Origin of the sequence: Microbacterium sp. R1, from assembly GCF_015159725.1 — a bacterium.
GTDB classification, from domain to species: Bacteria; Actinomycetota; Actinomycetes; order Actinomycetales; family Microbacteriaceae; genus Microbacterium; species Microbacterium oxydans.
Window position 1 is genome coordinate 2,391,433 of the sequence record NZ_JADDUD010000001.1, and the last position, 17,022, is coordinate 2,408,454.

The 17,022-nt window shown below is 68.9% G+C and carries 17 protein-coding genes; all 17 read right to left on the bottom strand.

The genetic code is table 11. The features are described 5' to 3' along the window. Window positions 1-17: 17 nt before the first annotated feature. On the bottom strand, window positions 18-923 hold the full coding sequence (locus ILP86_RS11730; protein WP_193761961.1) for an NUDIX domain-containing protein: 906 nt from the start codon (window positions 921-923) through the stop codon (window positions 18-20). A gap of 61 nt (window positions 924-984) precedes the next feature. Continuing rightward, window positions 985-2,457: a ribosome biogenesis GTPase Der gene (gene der, locus ILP86_RS11735; RefSeq protein ID WP_218867908.1), complete on the bottom strand. Its 1,473-nt coding sequence runs from the start codon at window positions 2,455-2,457 to the stop codon at window positions 985-987. Between the two features lie 40 nt (window positions 2,458-2,497). Next, on the bottom strand, window positions 2,498-3,217 hold the full coding sequence (gene cmk / locus ILP86_RS11740; RefSeq protein ID WP_193761962.1) for a (d)CMP kinase: 720 nt from the start codon (window positions 3,215-3,217) through the stop codon (window positions 2,498-2,500). Then, complete coding sequence (locus ILP86_RS11745) at window positions 3,210-4,346, bottom strand: prephenate dehydrogenase (RefSeq protein ID WP_193761963.1); 1,137 nt, start codon at window positions 4,344-4,346, stop codon at window positions 3,210-3,212. The genes cmk and ILP86_RS11745 overlap by 8 nt, the downstream gene beginning before the upstream one ends. Beyond that, window positions 4,343-5,173 carry a pseudouridine synthase gene (locus ILP86_RS11750; protein WP_227750958.1) on the bottom strand — a complete coding sequence of 277 codons (831 nt, stop codon included), beginning with the start codon at window positions 5,171-5,173 and terminating at the stop codon, window positions 4,343-4,345. The genes ILP86_RS11745 and ILP86_RS11750 overlap by 4 nt, the downstream gene beginning before the upstream one ends. Continuing rightward, entirely contained in the window at window positions 5,170-5,778 is a 609-nt protein-coding gene (scpB, locus tag ILP86_RS11755) for an SMC-Scp complex subunit ScpB (protein WP_193761964.1), read from the bottom strand. Before scpB ends, ILP86_RS11750 begins: the two co-directional genes overlap by 4 nt. After that, window positions 5,768-6,625, bottom strand: coding sequence for a ScpA family protein (locus ILP86_RS11760; RefSeq protein ID WP_046749373.1), 858 nt, complete (start codon window positions 6,623-6,625; stop codon window positions 5,768-5,770). Before ILP86_RS11760 ends, scpB begins: the two co-directional genes overlap by 11 nt. Further along, window positions 6,609-7,442 (bottom strand): ParA family protein, encoded by an 834-nt coding sequence (locus tag ILP86_RS11765; protein WP_193762033.1) that lies wholly within the window; start codon window positions 7,440-7,442, stop codon window positions 6,609-6,611. The genes ILP86_RS11760 and ILP86_RS11765 overlap by 17 nt, the downstream gene beginning before the upstream one ends. Window positions 7,443-7,636: 194 nt before the next feature. Continuing rightward, complete coding sequence (xerD, locus tag ILP86_RS11770; protein ID WP_179516379.1) at window positions 7,637-8,539, bottom strand: site-specific tyrosine recombinase XerD; 903 nt, start codon at window positions 8,537-8,539, stop codon at window positions 7,637-7,639. Window positions 8,540-8,541: 2 nt separating this feature from the next. Continuing rightward, window positions 8,542-9,123 (bottom strand): NUDIX hydrolase, encoded by a 582-nt coding sequence (locus ILP86_RS11775; protein ID WP_046749375.1) that lies wholly within the window; start codon window positions 9,121-9,123, stop codon window positions 8,542-8,544. After that, window positions 9,116-10,810: a CTP synthase gene (locus ILP86_RS11780; protein ID WP_046749376.1), complete on the bottom strand. Its 1,695-nt coding sequence runs from the start codon at window positions 10,808-10,810 to the stop codon at window positions 9,116-9,118. The genes ILP86_RS11775 and ILP86_RS11780 overlap by 8 nt, the downstream gene beginning before the upstream one ends. A gap of 17 nt (window positions 10,811-10,827) precedes the next feature. Further along, the gene (gene recN, locus ILP86_RS11785) at window positions 10,828-12,519 is read right to left on the bottom strand and encodes a DNA repair protein RecN (RefSeq protein WP_058633031.1); all 1,692 of its coding nucleotides are present in this window, start codon (window positions 12,517-12,519) and stop codon (window positions 10,828-10,830) included. Window positions 12,520-12,532: 13 nt separating this feature from the next. Then, window positions 12,533-13,453 carry an NAD kinase gene (locus ILP86_RS11790; RefSeq protein WP_046749378.1) on the bottom strand — a complete coding sequence of 307 codons (921 nt, stop codon included), beginning with the start codon at window positions 13,451-13,453 and terminating at the stop codon, window positions 12,533-12,535. Next, on the bottom strand, window positions 13,450-14,247 hold the full coding sequence (locus ILP86_RS11795) for a TlyA family RNA methyltransferase (protein WP_058633032.1): 798 nt from the start codon (window positions 14,245-14,247) through the stop codon (window positions 13,450-13,452). The genes ILP86_RS11790 and ILP86_RS11795 overlap by 4 nt, the downstream gene beginning before the upstream one ends. Beyond that, window positions 14,244-14,420 carry a hypothetical protein gene (locus ILP86_RS11800; RefSeq protein ID WP_164734087.1) on the bottom strand — a complete coding sequence of 59 codons (177 nt, stop codon included), beginning with the start codon at window positions 14,418-14,420 and terminating at the stop codon, window positions 14,244-14,246. The genes ILP86_RS11795 and ILP86_RS11800 overlap by 4 nt, the downstream gene beginning before the upstream one ends. 51 nt (window positions 14,421-14,471) lie before the next feature. Beyond that, the gene (locus tag ILP86_RS11805; RefSeq protein ID WP_193761965.1) at window positions 14,472-15,509 is read right to left on the bottom strand and encodes an HAD-IIA family hydrolase; all 1,038 of its coding nucleotides are present in this window, start codon (window positions 15,507-15,509) and stop codon (window positions 14,472-14,474) included. Then, a partial coding sequence (locus ILP86_RS19615) for a primosomal protein (protein WP_227750959.1) occupies window positions 15,509-17,022 on the bottom strand: 1,514 nt, incomplete at its 5' end. The genes ILP86_RS19615 and ILP86_RS11805, both read right to left, overlap by 1 nt.

Consider the following 17,022-nt stretch of genomic DNA (forward strand, 5'->3'; position numbering starts at 1 on the left):
GACGCAGGGACTCGACGTTACCCCTGCGCGTCGAGCAACTGGAGCAGCCATCCCGCCGAGCTGATGTGCGCGGCGCCCGCGTGATCGGCCCGTTCCCGAAGGCCGCGGTCGCTGGTGACGGCGACGACGGATTCCTCGCGCGCGACCCGACGCTCGATCTCAGCGACGATCGCGTCGTCGCCCTCAGCCTCGGCACGTACCAGGCGGACGGGTCCCGGTTCGTCGGGGATGCCTCGCGCCTGTCCCTCGACCACCAGCGAGACCTCGGGGAACCACACATCTCCCCCGAGCTCCAGCTCCTCGGCGGGAACAGCCAAGCGTTCGAGACGGCTGCGAAGTCGAGCCGCCGCTCCGGCACGGTCCTTCCACCAGCCGTCCGGGACCGAACCGACGACGTTCGCCGCATCCACCACGATCGCAGGACGCGTCCCGAGCAGCGCCCGCAGCGCAGGCCACGACGCCCCGAACCCCGGGTGCAAAGGGCGGGCGTCGACCTCATCCACCGGCACCCATTCCAGGGCGACGCTCTCGGGGTCGCTGATCACCGGCTCGAACGGCACCTGCACGTCGGCGATGACGGTCGTGTACGACCAGATCCCGAGGTCGAGCACGCTCGTGAACCGGGCGCGCACAGCACCGTCGGGCACGCCGGCCTCTTCCTGGGCTTCGCGGACGGCTCCGTCGATCGCGCTCTCCCCCTCGTGCAGCGCCCCGCCGGGAAGCCCCCACGTCCCCCCGAAGTGGCTCCAGGAGACGCGGTGCTGCAGCAGGATCCCGCGCGCGGGATCGTAGGCGAGAAGACCGGCGGCGCCGAAGCGCCCCCAGTACTTCTCCCCCGACTCCGCGATCACCCAGGCATCGCCGGGATTCCGCGGCCCCTCGGGGCGACGCGGCTCACCGGAAGCAGGAGGTACGACAGTCACACACTCAGCCTTTCACAGCATCGGGGCGACGGCACCACGGCGCGACATGCGCCGGAACAGATCAGCGCTGGCGCTTCTCGCGCACGCGCATGTTGATCACGATCGGCGTGCCCTCGAACGAGTAGAGCTCGCGCAGACGCCGCTGGATGAACCGGCGGTACCCGGGGTCGAGGAAACCGGTCGTGAACAGCACGAACGTCGGCGGGCGCGTCGATGCCTGCGTACCGAACAGGATGCGCGGCTGCTTGCCTCCACGCAGCGGGTGCGGGTGCTCCGCCACGAGTTCCGCGAGGAACGCGTTGAACTTGCCCGTCGGAATACGACGGTCCCAGTTCTCAAGTGCGGTCTCCAAGGCGGGAACGAGCTTGTCGAGGTGACGCCCGGTCTTCGCGGAGATGTTCACGCGCGGGGCCCAGGCGACGTGTGCGAGGTCCTGCTCGATCTCCCGCTCGAGGTAGCGACGGCGATCGGCGTTCTCGAGGTCGTCGTCGTTGAGGCGGTCCCACTTGTTGAACGCGAGGACCAGTGCACGACCCGACTCCAGCACCAGGTCGATGATGCGCACGTCCTGCTCGCTGATCGACTCGGAGACGTCGAGCACGACGACAGCGACCTCCGCCTTCTCCAGCGCAGCGGAGGTGCGCAGCGACGCGTAGAAGTCCGCGCCCTGCGCCATGTGCACGCGACGACGGATGCCGGCGGTGTCGACCAGACGCCACATCTTGCCGCCCAGCTCCACGACCTCGTCGACCGGATCGCGCGTGGTGCCGGCGAGATCGTTGACGACCACGCGCTCCTCGCCGGCCGCCTTGTTCAGCAGCGACGACTTGCCGACATTCGGGCGACCGAGGATGGCGACCCGGCGGGGTCCGCCGATCTCCTGCTTGGCGACCGCCGAGACCTCGGGAAGCTTCTTCATCACGGCGTCGAGCAGATCGGCGACACCGCGTCCGTGGATGGCGGACACCGGGTGCGGTTCGCCGAGACCGAGGCTCCACAGAGCTGCGGTCTCCGGCTCCTGCCGGGCGTCATCGATCTTGTTGGCGACCAGGAACACGGGCTTGCCGCTCTTGCGCAGCAGCTTCACCACGTGCTCATCGGTGGAGGTCGCACCCACCATGGCGTCGACGACGAACAGCACCAGGTCGGCGAGGTCGATCGCCACCTCCGCCTGCATCGCGACAGAGCGGTCGATGCCGCGGGCGTCCGGCTCCCACCCGCCTGTGTCGACGAGCGAGAAGCGACGGTCTCCCCACTCCGCCTTGTACGTCACGCGGTCGCGGGTCACACCGGGGGTGTCCTCCACGACGGCCTCACGGCGACCGAGGATGCGGTTCACGAGCGCGGACTTGCCCACGTTCGGCCGTCCGACGATCGCCACCACGGGAAGTGCGGGACTGTAGTGGATGCCGTCCTCGCCGAGCGTGATGCCCGCGAGGAGCTCCGCGTCCTCGTCGTCGAGCTCGTAGTCGGAGAGGCCGGCGCGGAGGGTCTCCGCACGCTGCTCGGCGAGATGCTCGTCGAGCTGGTCCATCTTCTCGGCGAGCTGGTCGGGGCCGCCTTCGTATTCGTCGTCAGCCACGGGGTGCTCCTTGGATTCGTTCGATCACCGTGATGACGGCGTCGATGGTCTGGGGGAAATCGAGCTCCGTCGAATCGACGACCTCGACGCCTTCTGCAGCGTTCAGGAAGTCGACGACGGCACTGTCTGAGGCATCGCGCTTGTGCAATGCCGCGGCGACAGCAGCCGCATTCTCGCCGGCGAGTTCACCGGCACGTCGCGCAGCCCGCACTTCGGGGGCTGCGGTGAGAAGGATCCGTACAGGGGCGTCCGGTGCCACCACGGTCGTGATGTCACGTCCCTCCACCACGACGGCGGGGTACGACGACTCGGCTACCAGCCGGCGGAAGAGCTCGTTGACCTGTGCTCGCACCTCGGGCACGCGCGCCACGCCGCTCACCGCTCCGGAGACTCGCGGGTCGCGGATGGCCTCGGTGACCTCCACGTCTCCGACGAGCACCGTGCGGTCGTCGGGGTCGAGGCCCAGTCGCACGGGGAAGTCGGTCGCCGCAGCGAGGACGGCCTCGGAGTCGTCCGTGTCGGCCCCGCGGTCGAGCACATGCCAAGCGAGCGCACGGTAGGCGGACCCGGTGTCGAGGTACCCGAAGCCGAGCTTGCGCGCCACAGCCTTGGAAACGCTGGACTTGCCGGAGCCGGCGGGGCCGTCGATCGCGATGAACTTGTGTGCGTCGGTCACGTGCGCCTCCGCGGCGGAGAATGAGATGTCAGTCATTGGTGCTCCCCGCGATACGCCAGCCGCGTTCCTGGAGCCCGGTGATCGCGCCGTGCAGAGCCGCCGGGTCGACGCTGATCTCGGCGAGGCCGAACTGCGCTCCCGGCGAATGCTCGAGGCGCAGGTCCTCGACGTTGACTCCGAGTTCACCCAGCTCGCCGAAGAGCCGCCCGAGTTGCCCGGCGGTGTCGTCGATCATGACGACGAGGGTGTCGAAGCGCTGGTTCTGTCCATGCTTGCCGGGAAGACGCTCGACCCCGTCGTTGCCCTGGCGGATGGTCTCGGCCACCGTGCGGCGGGCGCCGGGGGCGGCCGGATCGCGCAGGGCGTCGGAGATCTCACCGAGGTCGGAAGCGAGGGCATCGAGGATCTCGACCACCGGTTCGGCGTTCGCCCCGAGGATCTGCACCCAGAGTTCCGGTGCCGACGCAGCGATGCGCGTCGTGTCGCGGACGCCCTGGCCCGCGAGACGGAGCGCCCCTTCCTCGGCCTCTGCGAGGCGACCGGCGAGCAGACTCGCCACCACCTGCGGCACATGCGAGATCAGCGCGACAGAACGGTCGTGCTCCTCCGGGGTCATCTCGAGCGGCATCGCTCCCACATCGAGGGCGAGGGCCTCGACGAGCGCGAGATCGGAAGCTTTCGTCTCCGCGTCTCGGCACACGACCCAGGGGCGTCCGATGAAGAGGTCAGCGCGAGCAGAGATCGCCCCACCGCGCTCACGGCCGGCGAGGGGATGCGAGCCGATGTAGCGGGCGAGGTCCACGCCGCGCATCTGAAGAGTGCGGAACGGCTCGAGCTTCACACTGGCGACATCGGTGACCACCGCCTGCGGGAACCGCTCGAGCTCGGCCTGGATCACGTCTGCCGTGACATCGGGCGGAACGGCGACCACCACGAGAGAGGGGGCGTCGTCCTCCGCCGCGATCCGGCCGGCGCCGTAGTCGACCGCGAGGCGCAGTTGGGCCGGCGAGGCGTCGGACAGCACCACGTCGACGCCCTTCGCACGGAGGGCATGACCGATGCTCGCGCCGAGGAGGCCAGCGCCGACGATGCGGACGGTCCCGGAGAGACGCGGCGCGACGAAGCCCGCTCTCCGCCCCGCGGGCGCACTCGTCGTATCGGTCATTCGCTCTCCTGCTCGCCTGGCGCCTCGGCGACACCGGAATCACGGCGCGACAGGGTCAAAAGCGCGCCGAGTTCGATTTTACTCAGTTCCCGCGTCTTTCCGGCCGGGAGGGTTCCCAGGTGGAGCGGACCGAACTGTCGACGGACCAGTTCCGTGACCGGGTGGCCGACGGCCGCGAGCATCCGACGGACGATGCGGTTGCGACCGGAGTGCAGTGTCAACTCCACCAGGCTCGACCCTCGTGAGGTGTCCAGAAGCCGCGCCTTGTCGGCGGCGATCGGTCCGTCCTCCAGTTCGATGCCCTTGGTGAGCTTCGAGATCGTCTGTGGCAGCACCGTTCCCTCGACCTTCGCGATGTACACCTTGGTCACGCCGAACGACGGGTGCGCCAGCACATGAGCGAGCGCGCCGTCGTTGGTCAGGATGAGCAGACCGCTCGTCTCGGCATCCAGCCGTCCGACGTTGTACAGCCGCTCCTCGTAGTCGGCGGTGAACCGGCGCAGATCGGGGCGGCCATTCTCGTCCTTCATGCTGCTCACGACACCGGTGGGCTTGTTGAGCATGACGTAGCGCTTCGAGACGTCGAGCTGCACGGCGGTGCCGTCAACGTCGACGAGGTCGTTCTCCGGGTCGATCCGTCTCCCGAGTTCGGAGACCACGATGCCGTTGACGCGGATGCGGCCTTCGGTGATGTACTGCTCGACCACGCGGCGTGAAGCGACTCCTGCAGCGGCGAGAACCTTCTGCAGGCGCACGCCTTCGGGTGCAGCCCCGGAATCGTTCGAGGCGGTGTTCGAGGCTGCGTTCGAGGCGTCGTGGCCGGTCATCGGATGGTCCCTTCGTCGAATCCGTCTGCGCCATCGTCGAGCAGCGGGGAGATCGGGGGCAGCTCGTCGAGGGAGTTGATGCCCAGATGCTGGAGGAGCGCGTCGGTGGTGCCGTAGTTGATCGCACCGGTCTCGGAGTCTGCGAACAATTCGGTGATCAGTCCACGAGCGACGAGCGTACGGACGACGGAGTCTACGTTCACCGCGCGGATGGAGGCGACCTGGCTGCGCGTGACCGGCTGCTTGTAGGCGATGACGGCAAGGGTCTCCAGGGCGGCCTGCGAGAGACGTGCGGGAGCCTGACCGCCGATGAATGCCGCCACCACGTCGTCGAGCTCTTCCCTGACGTAGAGACGCCACCCGCCGCCGACCTCCCGAAGCTCGAAGCCGCGTCGCGGTCCCTTCCCGCGCCCGTCGTAGTCCTCGACCAGCATCTCCAGGGTCTGGCGCACGGCAGGAACCGGCGAGCCGACCGCGGCGGCCAGGGCGACGAGACCGATCGGCTCATCCACGACGAAGAGGATCGCCTCGATCCGCTCGGTCAGAGGAATCTCCTCGGCACCGGCCAGGTCGGCGTTCGTCTCGTCCGTCACATCATCGGTCATAGTCGGCTCCCAGGGTCGCCAGCGTCTCATCCGACCAGGAGTCGGCTGCCCAGCGCAGCGTCAGCTCGCCGAGCGGTTCCAGTTGTTCGAACGACAGCGCCGCGTGCCGGTAGAGCTCCAGCACCGAGATGAACCGTGCCACGACGATGCCCGGCTCGGTCACGCCGGCCACGAGTTCACGGAAACTCACCGACTCGGTGCCGCGCAGCAGCGTCACCACGATCGCCGCCTGCTCGCGGATGCTGACCAGGGGCGCGTGCAGGTGATCGAGCCCGACGTGCGGGATCTCCTTCGGGGCGAAGGCCAGGAGGGCGAGAGCGGCGAAGTCGTCGACACTCAAGGACCACACGAGCTCCGGCGTCTGACGTCGGTGCTTCTCCTCCAGACGGACAGCGCGCACGTGACGACGGTCTTCGCGCTGCAGACAGCGGGCGAACCAGGTCGAGACCTCCTTGAAGGCCCGATACTGCAGCAGGCGTGCGAACAACAGGTCGCGCGCCTCGAGCAGAGCCACCGCCTCGGCATCGACCAGCTCGCCCTGAGGGAGAAGACCGGCGACCTTCATATCGAGCAGGGTCGCGGCCACGACCAGGAACTCGGACGCCTGATCGAGGTCCTCGTCGTCGTCAAGTTGGCCGAGGTACGCGATGAACTCGTTGGTGACCGCGCTCAGCGATACCTCGGTGATGTCCATCTCGTGCTTCGAGATGAGGTTCAGCAACAGGTCGAAGGGGCCGTCGAAGTTCGACAGCGAGACCGTGAAGCCGCTGGCTTCGGCGGACGCTCCTTCGTCTGCGCTCTCCTGGAGCGACGGGTCGACGGGTGCTTCGTCAGGCGACGGCGCCACGGGCGACCAGCTCCCGCGCCAGCCGCAGATACGCCTGAGCGGCGGCATGCTCGGGGGCGAACTCGGTGATCGGCACGCCCGACACGGAGGCGTCAGGGAACTTCACGGTGCGGCCGATCACGGTTTCCAGCACATCGTCGCCGAATGCCTCGACCACACGCTCGAGCACCTCACGGGAGTGCAGCGTGCGCGGGTCGTACATCGTCGCCAGCAGGCCGTCCATCGTGATCGAAGGGTTGAGCCGGTCGCGGACCTTGTCGATCGTCTCGATCAGCAGCGCGACCCCGCGCAAGGCGAAGAACTCGCACTCGAGCGGGATGATCACGCCGTGGGCCGCCGTCAGCGCGTTCACGGTGAGGATGCCGAGCGAAGGCTGGCAGTCGATCAGGATGACGTCGTACTCCCCCGCCACCTGGCGCAGGACGCGGGCGAGGATCGTCTCTCGCGCGACCTCGTTGACGAGGTGCACCTCGGCAGCGGAGAGATCGATGTTCGCCGGGATGACATCGAGGCCCTCGACACTCGAGTGCACGATCGCATCGTGGGCGTCGCGCTTGGTGTCCAACAGCAGGTCGTAGATCGTCGGCACGTCGTGGGTGGGGATACCGAGGCCCGCAGAGAGCGCACCCTGGGGATCGAAGTCGACCGCCAGCACCTTCCGGCCGTATTCGGCCAGCGACGCGGCGAGGTTGATCGACGTGGTCGTCTTTCCGACGCCGCCCTTCTGGTTGCACAGCGCGATGATGCGTGCAGGGCCGTGGGACTTCAGCGGCTCGGGGATCGGGAAGCCGTGATACGGACGGCCGGTGGGTCCCATGGGGGTCTCGTCGGCCTTCTGCGCCTTCGCCCTGGACTTCGCCACTTTCTCAGCCACCCGTTCTCCTGCTCCGTCGTGCTTGGTCGATTGTACCGGCCATGCGGTTCTCCGGCCGCCTCGGCACGCGGCAGAGCGATCGGCGCGCGGCAGCGCCACCGACACGCGGCAGGCGACCCGAGCGGGCGCGGCAACTCTTATCGGGCGCGCGGGTGCGACGTCGCGTAGATGTCGCGGAGCGCGTCGACGGAGACGTGGGTGTAGATCTGCGTCGTCGCGACCGACGAATGCCCGAGGAGCTCCTGGACCACGCGCACATCCGCCCCGCCCTGCAGGAGGTGCGTCGCGAACGAGTGCCGCAGGGTGTGCGGGGAGACGTCGACCGTGATCTCCGCTCTCTCGGCGGCAGCGCGGATGACGAGCCAGGCGCTCTGGCGTGAGAGCGGGGCGCCCCGAGCGCCGAGGAACAGTCGGGCAGAGGCACGTCCCTTGGCCGCCAGTCCCGGACGCACGCGCGTCAGGTACGCGTCCACGGCGGCGCGCGCGTAGGAGCCCACCGGCACGATGCGCTCCTTGGCCCCCTTCCCCCGCAGTCGCAGCACGTCGCCGTGCGCCAGGTCGTCCACGTCGAGGTCGATGGCCTCCGACACCCGGGCTCCGGTCGCATACAGGAGTTCGAGCAGCGCGCGATCGCGGATGCCGAGCGGGTCCTCGGGCGATGGCGCGGCGAGAAGGCGCTCGACCTGCTCGATGGTCAGGGCCTTGGGGAGCCGTCGCGGCGCCTTGGGCGGGCGGAGCCGGCCGCTGGGGTCGTCAGCCTCGATGCCCTCGCGTGCCAGGAAACGGTGCCAGCCCCGGACCGACGACTGCAGGCGCGCGAGGCTCGTCGAGGCGGGCGGCGGCTGGGCAGATGCCCGCTCCGCGATGAACCGGTCGATCACGGCAGGGGTCACTTCAGCCGTGCCGGCGATCCCTTCTGCGACCAACCACTCCTGATAGACGCCGAGGTCACGCCGGTACGCCGCGACCGTGTGGGCACTCAGGCCCCGCTCGACCGTGACATGACGCAGGTAGGCGTCCAGGGCGCGCTCGAGCTGCATCGTCAGTCCCGGTCGCGCAGCCTCTGCGATGCCGCGAGCACCCCGATGGCGAGGATGCCGTTGCGCATCCGCCCCTCGAGCACCGCCGAGACGGCGTCCGAAAGCGGCACCCACGCCACCCGGATGTCCGCCTCCTCGTCCTCCCGGTCGTGTGCCGCGTCAGCCGAGGAGACCCCGGTCGCGAGGAACACGTGGATGATCTCGTCGTTCCCGCCCGGAGTCGTCCAGGAGGAGACCAGGGGTTCCCAGCGCTCGGCGACGAGGTCGGCCTCTTCGGCGAGCTCCCGCCGGGCTGCGGCAAGAGGCTCCTCCCCCTCCACATCCAGCAGTCCTGCAGGGAGCTCCCAATCCCGATGCCGAATCGGGTGACGGTACTGCTGGATCAGCAGGACGCGCCCCTCATCGTCCAGGGCGACGATCGCCACCGCGCCGGTGTGATCGACGTACTGTCGGACGATCTCACCGTCTCCGTAGCGCACACGGTCGGAGCGGACGTCCCAGACCCTGCCGCGGTATACGAGGTCGCTGTGAAGGACCTCCGGTTCGAACGGCTCGTCGCGGAGGTCCTGCGGCGACTCAGTCATCCGCACTGACGTCGAACAGCTCGCTCGCGCGGTTCCGCTCGATCGCTGCGCCGACCAGTCCGCGGAACAGCGGGTGCGGAGCGGTCGGACGCGAGCGCAGCTCGGGGTGCGCCTGAGTGGCGATGTAGTACGGGTGCACGTCGCGGGGAAGCTCGACGTACTCGACGAGGTCGAGCTCCGGGTTGAGACCGGAGAACACCAGTCCGGCCTCCGAGAGACGGTCACGGTAGGCGTTGTTCACCTCGTAGCGGTGACGGTGGCGCTCGGAGGCTTCGGGCGCACCGTACAGTTCACGGGCGAGCGATCCTTCGGCGAGGGCGGCCTGGTACAGACCGAGGCGCATGGTGCCCCCGAGGTCGCCTCCGTCGAGGATGTCGACCTGCTCGGCCATCGTGGCGATGACGGGCTCCGCCGTCTCCGGGTCGAACTCGCTCGAGGACGCGCCTTCGATGCCGGCGACGTCGCGTGCGTACTCGATGACCATGCACTGCAGGCCGAGGCACAGGCCGAGCGTCGGGATGCCCTGCTCACGCGCGAACTTCAGCGCGCCGAGCTTGCCTTCGATGCCGCGGATGCCGAAGCCTCCCGGCACGCAGATGCCGTCGAGCTGGGCCAGCTGCTCCCTGGCGCCCTCCGGGGTCTCGCAGAGGTCGGAGGGGATCCAGCGGATGTTGACCTTGGTCTCCTGTGCGAAGCCTCCGGCCTTGAGAGCCTCGGTCACCGAGAGATAGGCATCGGGGAGGTCGATGTACTTGCCCACCAGGCCGATCGTCACCTCGTGCTTGGGGTTGTGCACCGCGTGCAGCACCTTGTTCCAGCGTGTCCAGTCGACGTCGGCCGCCTTCTGGTCGAGGCCGAGGCGGCGCACGATGTACGAGTCGAGACCCTGCTCGTTCAGCGTCGAGGGGATGTCGTAGATGCTCGGCAGGTCGACGGTGTTGATGACGCCCTCGACATCGACGTCGCACATCAGCGCGATCTTGTTGCGGTTGCTCGCGCTGACCGGGCGGTCGCTGCGGAGCACCAGGGCGTCCGGCTGGATGCCGACCTGGCGCAGGGCCGCCACGGAATGCTGCGTCGGCTTGGTCTTCTGCTCCCCCGAGGCGCCCATGAAGGGCACGAGCGACACGTGCACGAAGAACACGCTGTCGCGGCCGAGCTCGTGACGCAGCTGGCGCGCGGACTCGAGGAACGGCTGCGACTCGATGTCGCCGACGGTGCCGCCGACCTCGGTGATGATCACGTCGGGACGCGGGTCTTCCGACGCCTGCAGGCGCATCCGGCGCTTGATCTCGTCCGTGATGTGCGGAATGACCTGCACCGTGTCGCCGAGGTACTCGCCGCGACGCTCGCGGGCGATCACCTGCGAGTAGATCTGGCCAGTGGTGACGTTGGCCGCCTCCGACAGGTTGATGTCGAGGAAGCGCTCGTAGTGGCCGATGTCGAGATCGGTCTCGGCGCCGTCGTCCGTCACGAACACCTCGCCGTGCTGGAACGGGTTCATCGTGCCCGGATCGACGTTCAGGTACGGGTCGAGCTTCTGCATCACGACGCGCAGGCCGCGGGCCGTGAGGAGGTTTCCGAGGCTGGCCGCCGTCAGTCCCTTGCCCAAAGACGAAACGACACCACCAGTCACGAAGATGTGCTTGGTCGTGTCGTTCTTGGGTCCCGCAGAAGAAGAGTTCATCACGGGCTTCGATCCTATCAGGCGGTGGGCACTCGGAGGCTGAGAAGTTCACGCGCGTGGGTCAGAGCGGCGTCGGAATCGGTGAGCCCCGACAGCAGACGTGCCATCTCGGCTTCGCGCTCCTCCCCCTCCAGACGCCGCACGCTGGAGGCCGTGACCGCGCCGTCATTGGCCTTCACGACCGACAGGTGGTTGTTGGCGAAAGCTGCGACCTGCGCGAGATGTGTGACCGCGATGACCTGCGACTTCTCGGCGAGTCGGGCGAGTCGGCGTCCGACCTCGATGGCCGCAGCGCCGCCGATGCCCGCGTCGACCTCGTCGAACACGAACGTCGGAACCGGGTCGGTCGCGGCGATCACGACCTCGATGGCCAGCATCACACGGGAGAGCTCGCCGCCAGAGGCTCCCTTCGAGACCGATCGCGGCTCGGCGCCGGGGTGGGGCGCGAGGAGGATCGCGACATCATCTCGGCCGTGGGCGCTCTCGGTGCCCTCGGAGACCGCGACTTCGAGGCGGGCGTCCGGCATGGCGAGAGCGTGGAGCTCCTCCGTCACAGCGGCGCCCAGGCGAGAAGCCGCCTCGGTGCGCACCGCAGTCAGTGCATCGGCGTGCGCGTCGAGCTCGACCCGGGCCGCATCGCGCTCGGCGATCAGCCTTTCGATGCGGTCACCGTCGTCGTCGAGCTCGGCCAGCCGCGCGGATCCGGTCTGCCAGAGAGTCAGAGCCTCATCGAGCGAGCCGTGGGCACGGATCAGGGTCCCGAGAGCCGCACGCCGCTCTTCGACCGCCGCGAGCTCATGCGGACCGGTCTCGTCGAGGTCGGCGAGATAGGCGGAGAGGAGCCCCGCCGTGTCGGCGATCCGGTAGCCGATGTCGGCGAGGTTCTCCCCGATCTCGGTCAACTTGGCATCAGAGGCTCGTTCGAGCACGCGACGTGCCTCCGCGACGAGCGCCGCGGCATCGGGCTCGCCGTCTTCGCTCGACAGCGCGGCGTGGGCGAGAGATGCTGCGAGACGCAGCTCCTCGGCGTTGGCGAGACGCTCGGAGCGCTCGGTGAGCTCCTGGTCCTCCCCCGGCTCCGGCGCGGTCGCCTCGATCAGTGCGATGGCCTCCCGCAGTCGCGTGGCTTCTTCGGCCCGCCGATCCCGGTTCTCGGTGATCTCCGAGATCTCGGCGTCGAGCGCACGCCAACGAGCGAAAGCGGCCGCATAGGTGTTCACGGCTTCCGCGATCGGAGCACCACCGAAACGATCGAGCGCATCGCGCTGGGCGGTCGCTGATCGCAGCCGCAGCTGCTCGGACTGGCCGTGGACCACGACAAGCTCTTCCGCGAGCGAAGAGAGTACTCCCGCCGGAGCGGCGCGGCCACCCACACTCGCGCGGGAGCGCCCTTCCGCGCTCAGCGTGCGCGACACGTAGAGTTCGGCGCTGCCGCCACCCGCGGGCTCCAGCTCTCCGCCGGCGTCGGCGACGATCTCTGCGACGCTGCCCTCTTCGGGGACGATCCACACGCCGGCGACCGATGCCTGCGACGCACCGGCGCGCACCGCCCCGGAATCGGCGCGCTGGCCGAGGAGCAGCCCGAGTCCGGTGACGACCATGGTCTTGCCCGCACCGGTCTCACCCGTGACCGCGGTGAAGCCGGGGCCCAGCGGCAGAACGGCATCGGCGATGACGCCGAGCCCCTGCATCCGCATCTCCTCGATCATGACGACCTCTCGCTCACGACGTCGCTTCCGTCGCCTGGCCACGCCACCCGGCGACGGGCAGCTGGAACTTGCGCACGAGACGGTCCGTGAAGGCCGTGGGGTGCAGGCGCGCGAGCCGCACGGGACGTGAAGAACGACGCACCACCACACGAGCGCCCGGCGGCAGTTCGTGCGAACGGCGTCCGTCGCACCACAGAATGCCGGAGCCGTCCGTGCGCTCGAGCATCTCGATCGCGACCGACGCGTCCGGGCTGACCACCAACGGCTTGGCGAACAGCGCGTGCGCAGACAGCGGCACCACGGCGATCGCCTCCACACTGGGCCAGATCACGGGGCCTCCCGCCGAGAAGTTGTAGGCGGTCGATCCGGTCGGAGTGGACACGACCATGCCATCGCAGCCGAAGCTCGACAGGGGGCGTCCATCGATCTCCAGCACGATCTCGATCATCCGCTCACGGCTGGCCTTCTCGACCGTCGCCTCGTTGAGCGCCCAGGTCTCGTAGACGACCGTGCCATCGACATCTTTGACCCGCACCGACAGCGCGAGCCGTTCTTCGACCTCGTAGTCGCGATCGATCACACGGCGCACCGCTTTGTCCATGTCATCGCGGTCGATCTCCGCGAGGAAGCCCACATGCCCCATGTTGATGCCGAGCACGGGTGCGCCGCTGTCCCGCACCAGTTCCGCGGCTCGCAGGATCGTCCCGTCCCCGCCCAGCACGATCGCCAGCTCGAGGTCGGCCGGGTCGACGGAACGCCCGAGCACGTCGGTGTCGACGAAGAACGGGTCGACGGCCGCGAGGTCCTCGTGATCGTCGACGGCCAGAACGGGTCGCGCTCCGGCCTCTCGAAGAGCGTCGATCACCCGACGGGCGGCCTCGACGGTGTCGACACGGCCCGCGTGAGCGACGACCAGGATGCAGCGCTCGTTCATCGTCCTCCTGCCAGTCGGTTGATGGTGTCCAGCCATTCTGTCGGATTGCTGCCCCGCCCCGGGGCGAGGTGCACGAGATACTCCGCATTCCCGTGCGTACCGAGAATCGGGGAGGGAAGGATCCCGAGCATGCCGAGTCCCAGATCCCACGCGCTCCACACCGTTCTGGCGACGGCGTCGGCGCGCGTTGCGGGGTCGGTGACCAGACCGCCGCGGACGGCTGTGCGCCCGACTTCGAACTGGGGTTTCACGAGCAGGAGGATGTCCGACTCCGGCACTGCCACGGCGGCGACGGCCGGAAGCACGAGTTCGAGGGAGATGAACGAGAGGTCGCCGACGATGAGATCGGGTGCCGCCGTCTCGCCGGTCGCCGCGGTGAGGTTCTCGCGTGTCATGTGACGGACGTTGTAGCCCTCGACGGCGATGACGCCGGGGTCGGCGGCGATGGACGGAGCGAGTTGCCCGTGCCCGACGTCGACAGCGAGGACCGTGCGCGCGCCGCGTTCGCGCAGCACCTGCGTGAATCCGCCGGTGGATGCGCCCATGTCGAGCGCGAGACGCCCCTGCACCGGGACGGCGAAGCCGTCGAGACCCGCGATGAGCTTGTGCGCGGCCCTGCCGACGTAGTGGTCGGCTCCGGCGATCGTGATCTCGGCCCCCTCGCCGACCGACGTCGACGCCTTCACGACCGGTCGGCCATCGACACTGACGAGCCCCTCTGAGATGAGGGTCGCCGCGTGGGTGCGCGAACGGGCGAGTCCTCGGGAGGCGAGGGCGGCGTCGAGTCGCGTCATCGGGATCCCGACGTCTCCCGCTGCTCGACCTTCGCACCGGTCTCGAGGCGACGGGAGAGCTCGTCGTGCAGCGCAGAATACGCGTCGGCACGGGCAGGAAGCGGCTGACCCTCGATCAGGCGCAGCCGACTCCACAGACCATCGGTCGGTGCGCTCGTCGTCTCATCGCTCACGGTTCTACTGTACGCGGCCCCTCCGACGCAGGAGGGCGCCACGCGACGGCGTCAGGGGCGGTGGAACGGATCCTCGTAGAGACGCTCGGGAACCCGCAGCACGAACACGGGCGTTCCCGAGGCCCAGATGGCGGCAGCGCCCGCCCGCAGGAGATCGATCTGCTCTGCGGACTCCGCCACGATCTCGACATCGGCACCGGTGACACGCACGGCGGCGCCGTTGACACGGAAGATGCCGTCCTGCTGAGTCACTTCAGGGTACGGAAGATGCAGCTCGCGCAGGTCGCCGAGGATGTACGTAGGACGCGACCCCTCCGGTGCCGCCAGCACATGCTTCGGCCGATCGATGCCCGTGAGCACCAGAGCGGAGTCGATGCCCGCCCGGCTGGCGCCCATGATGTCGGTGTCCAGACGGTCACCGATGAAGAGCGCCTTCGTCGCACCGAAGCGTGCGAGCGCCTCCTGGAAGATCGGCTCCTCCGGCTTCCCCGCGACGGTCGCGAGCCGGCCGATCGCGGTGTGGACAGCGGAGACGAGCGTTCCGTTCCCCGGCGCGACGCCACGCTCCCGAGGAATCGTCCAGTCCGTATTGGTGGCGATCCACGGGATCCCGCCCTCGTCCTCCGGGAGCTTCAATGCGAAGGCCGCCTCAGCGAGATCGGTCCAGGCGACCTCGGGCGCGAAGCCCTGCACCACGGCGCTGGGTGCATCGTCCGCGCTGCGGGTGACCGTGTAACCCGCCTTCTGCACCTCGTCGACGAGCCCGTCACCGCCGATGACCAGGATCGTCGCCGGTGCGGGCACGATCTGGGCCATCAGACGCATCGCGGCCTGCGGGCTGGTGACGACATCCGTCGCCTCGACGTGGAGCCCGAGGCTGCTCAAGTGCTCAGCCACGGACGCGTCGGTCCGCGCAGCGTTGTTGGTGATGTATCCGAGCCGAGCGGACTTCGCCGCCTCGTTGAGACTCTCGACCGCGAACGGCAGTGCCCTGGGACCGGCATAGACCACCCCGTCGAGGTCGGCGAGGACAGTGTCGACACCGTCCAGCGGAGTAGGTGCCGACCGCTTCCGAGAGAACAGCGCCACTACGCCTCCGGCTCCGACTCGTCGTCCTCGTCTGCGTCCTGATCTTCGTCCTGATCCTCGCCGAGCAGCTCGCGCACCTCGTCTTCGACCGAGGGCTCTTCCTCGTCTGATGCGTCGGACTCAGATGAACCGGACTCAGCCGCATCGGACTCAGCTGCATCGGAGTCAGCTGCATCGGCGTCCGCCTGGGAGGGCGCGGCCGAGGCGTCGTCCTCGTCGGGGAACTCGCCCTCGATGAGGCTGTCCTCGATGAAGATCTCTTCGTCGCCCGCTTCGTCGATCCCGAGTGCTTCCGCGGCGACCTCGGCACGGTGCGCCCAGAACTCCGCCTCGTCGGTGCGCCCGAGGTCTTCGAGCACGGCGGCACGGGCAGCGAACAGAGCGGGGCTCCATTCGAACGCGCGATCGGGGTCGAGCTCGGGGATCTCCAGCTCACCGAGCGCGAGCTCGAGATCGCCCTGATCCAGCCGGGCTCCCGACATGGCGATGGCGAGTGCGACGCGGACAGGCGTTTCGAGGGCAGAGCGATCCACTGCACGACCGGTCTCGAGCGCCCGGTCAGAGCGACCGATACCCCGCTCACTGTCAACCATCAGAGCGATCTGATCGTCCTTACCGGAGATGCGACGGTAGGTGCGCAGTTCGCGCAGCGCGAGAGCGAAGTCCTCCGTGGCGTACGCGGTGATGCCGAGGGTCTCCCGGACGATCGCGATGCGACCGGCGCGTCGGGAGGCGGCCAGTGCGTGCTGGTGGGCGAGCGCAGGATCCTCATCGATGAGCCGTGACGCCATCGCGAGGTGACGGGCGACGTGCTCGGCATTCTCCTTGCTCAGCGTCTTGAGTTCGTTGCGCGCCGCCCCGTTGAGGTCACGCGCGGTGACATCGTCGGGGATGTGGGGCTCATCGAACCGCGGACGCTCGTTGGCGGCCTGCGCCGGCCGCTCCCGACCCGCGCCCCCGCGCTGCGGGAAGGAACGCCCAGCGGAGCGGTCGCCGCCCTCGCGGTTGTAGCCACCGTCACGACGGGGCGCACCGCCATCACGGTTGTAGCCGCCTTCACGACGGGGCGCACCACCGTCACGGTTGTAGCCGCCTTCACGACGGGGCGCACCACCGTCACGGTTGTAGCCGCCTTCACGACGGGGCGCACCACCATCACGGTTGTAGCCACCCTCACGACGAGGCGCACCACCGTCACGGTTGTACCCACCCTCACGACGAGGCGCACCACCGTCACGGTTGTACCCACCCTCACGACGAGGCGCACCACCGTCACGGTTGTACCCGCCCTCACGACGCGGGGCCCCACCGTCACGACGGGGAGCACCGCCATCGCGGTTGTAGCCGCCCTCACGACGGGGCGCACCGCCATCACGGTTGTACCCGCCCTCACGACGCGGGGCACCACCGTCACGGTTGTAGCCGCCCTCACGACGAGGCGCACCACCGTCACGACGGGGAGCACCGCCATCGCGGTTGTAGCCGCCCTCACGACGAGGCGCACCACCGTCAC

What these genes read in the sequence shown, in the direction of transcription:
- ILP86_RS11750 (WP_227750958.1), bottom strand. Translation starts at nt 5,173, where the DNA reads ATGACCGGCCACGACGCCTCGAACGCAGCCTCGAACACCGCCTCGAAC.
- ILP86_RS11775 (WP_046749375.1), bottom strand. Translation starts at nt 9,123, where the DNA reads ATGACTGAGTCGCCGCAGGACCTCCGCGACGAGCCGTTCGAACCGGAG.
- ILP86_RS11795 (WP_058633032.1), bottom strand. Translation starts at nt 14,247, where the DNA reads ATGACGCGACTCGACGCCGCCCTCGCCTCCCGAGGACTCGCCCGTTCG.
- ILP86_RS11745 (WP_193761963.1), bottom strand. Translation starts at nt 4,346, where the DNA reads ATGACCGATACGACGAGTGCGCCCGCGGGGCGGAGAGCGGGCTTCGTC.
- der (WP_218867908.1), bottom strand. Translation starts at nt 2,457, where the DNA reads ATGGACCAGCTCGACGAGCATCTCGCCGAGCAGCGTGCGGAGACCCTC.
- ILP86_RS11790 (WP_046749378.1), bottom strand. Translation starts at nt 13,453, where the DNA reads ATGAACGAGCGCTGCATCCTGGTCGTCGCTCACGCGGGCCGTGTCGAC.
- recN (WP_058633031.1), bottom strand. Translation starts at nt 12,519, where the DNA reads ATGATCGAGGAGATGCGGATGCAGGGGCTCGGCGTCATCGCCGATGCC.
- cmk (WP_193761962.1), bottom strand. Translation starts at nt 3,217, where the DNA reads ATGACTGACATCTCATTCTCCGCCGCGGAGGCGCACGTGACCGACGCA.
- ILP86_RS11765 (WP_193762033.1), bottom strand. Translation starts at nt 7,442, where the DNA reads ATGGGACCCACCGGCCGTCCGTATCACGGCTTCCCGATCCCCGAGCCG.
- xerD (WP_179516379.1), bottom strand. Translation starts at nt 8,539, where the DNA reads ATGCAGCTCGAGCGCGCCCTGGACGCCTACCTGCGTCATGTCACGGTC.
- ILP86_RS11780 (WP_046749376.1), bottom strand. Translation starts at nt 10,810, where the DNA reads ATGAACTCTTCTTCTGCGGGACCCAAGAACGACACGACCAAGCACATC.
- scpB (WP_193761964.1), bottom strand. Translation starts at nt 5,778, where the DNA reads ATGACCGATGATGTGACGGACGAGACGAACGCCGACCTGGCCGGTGCC.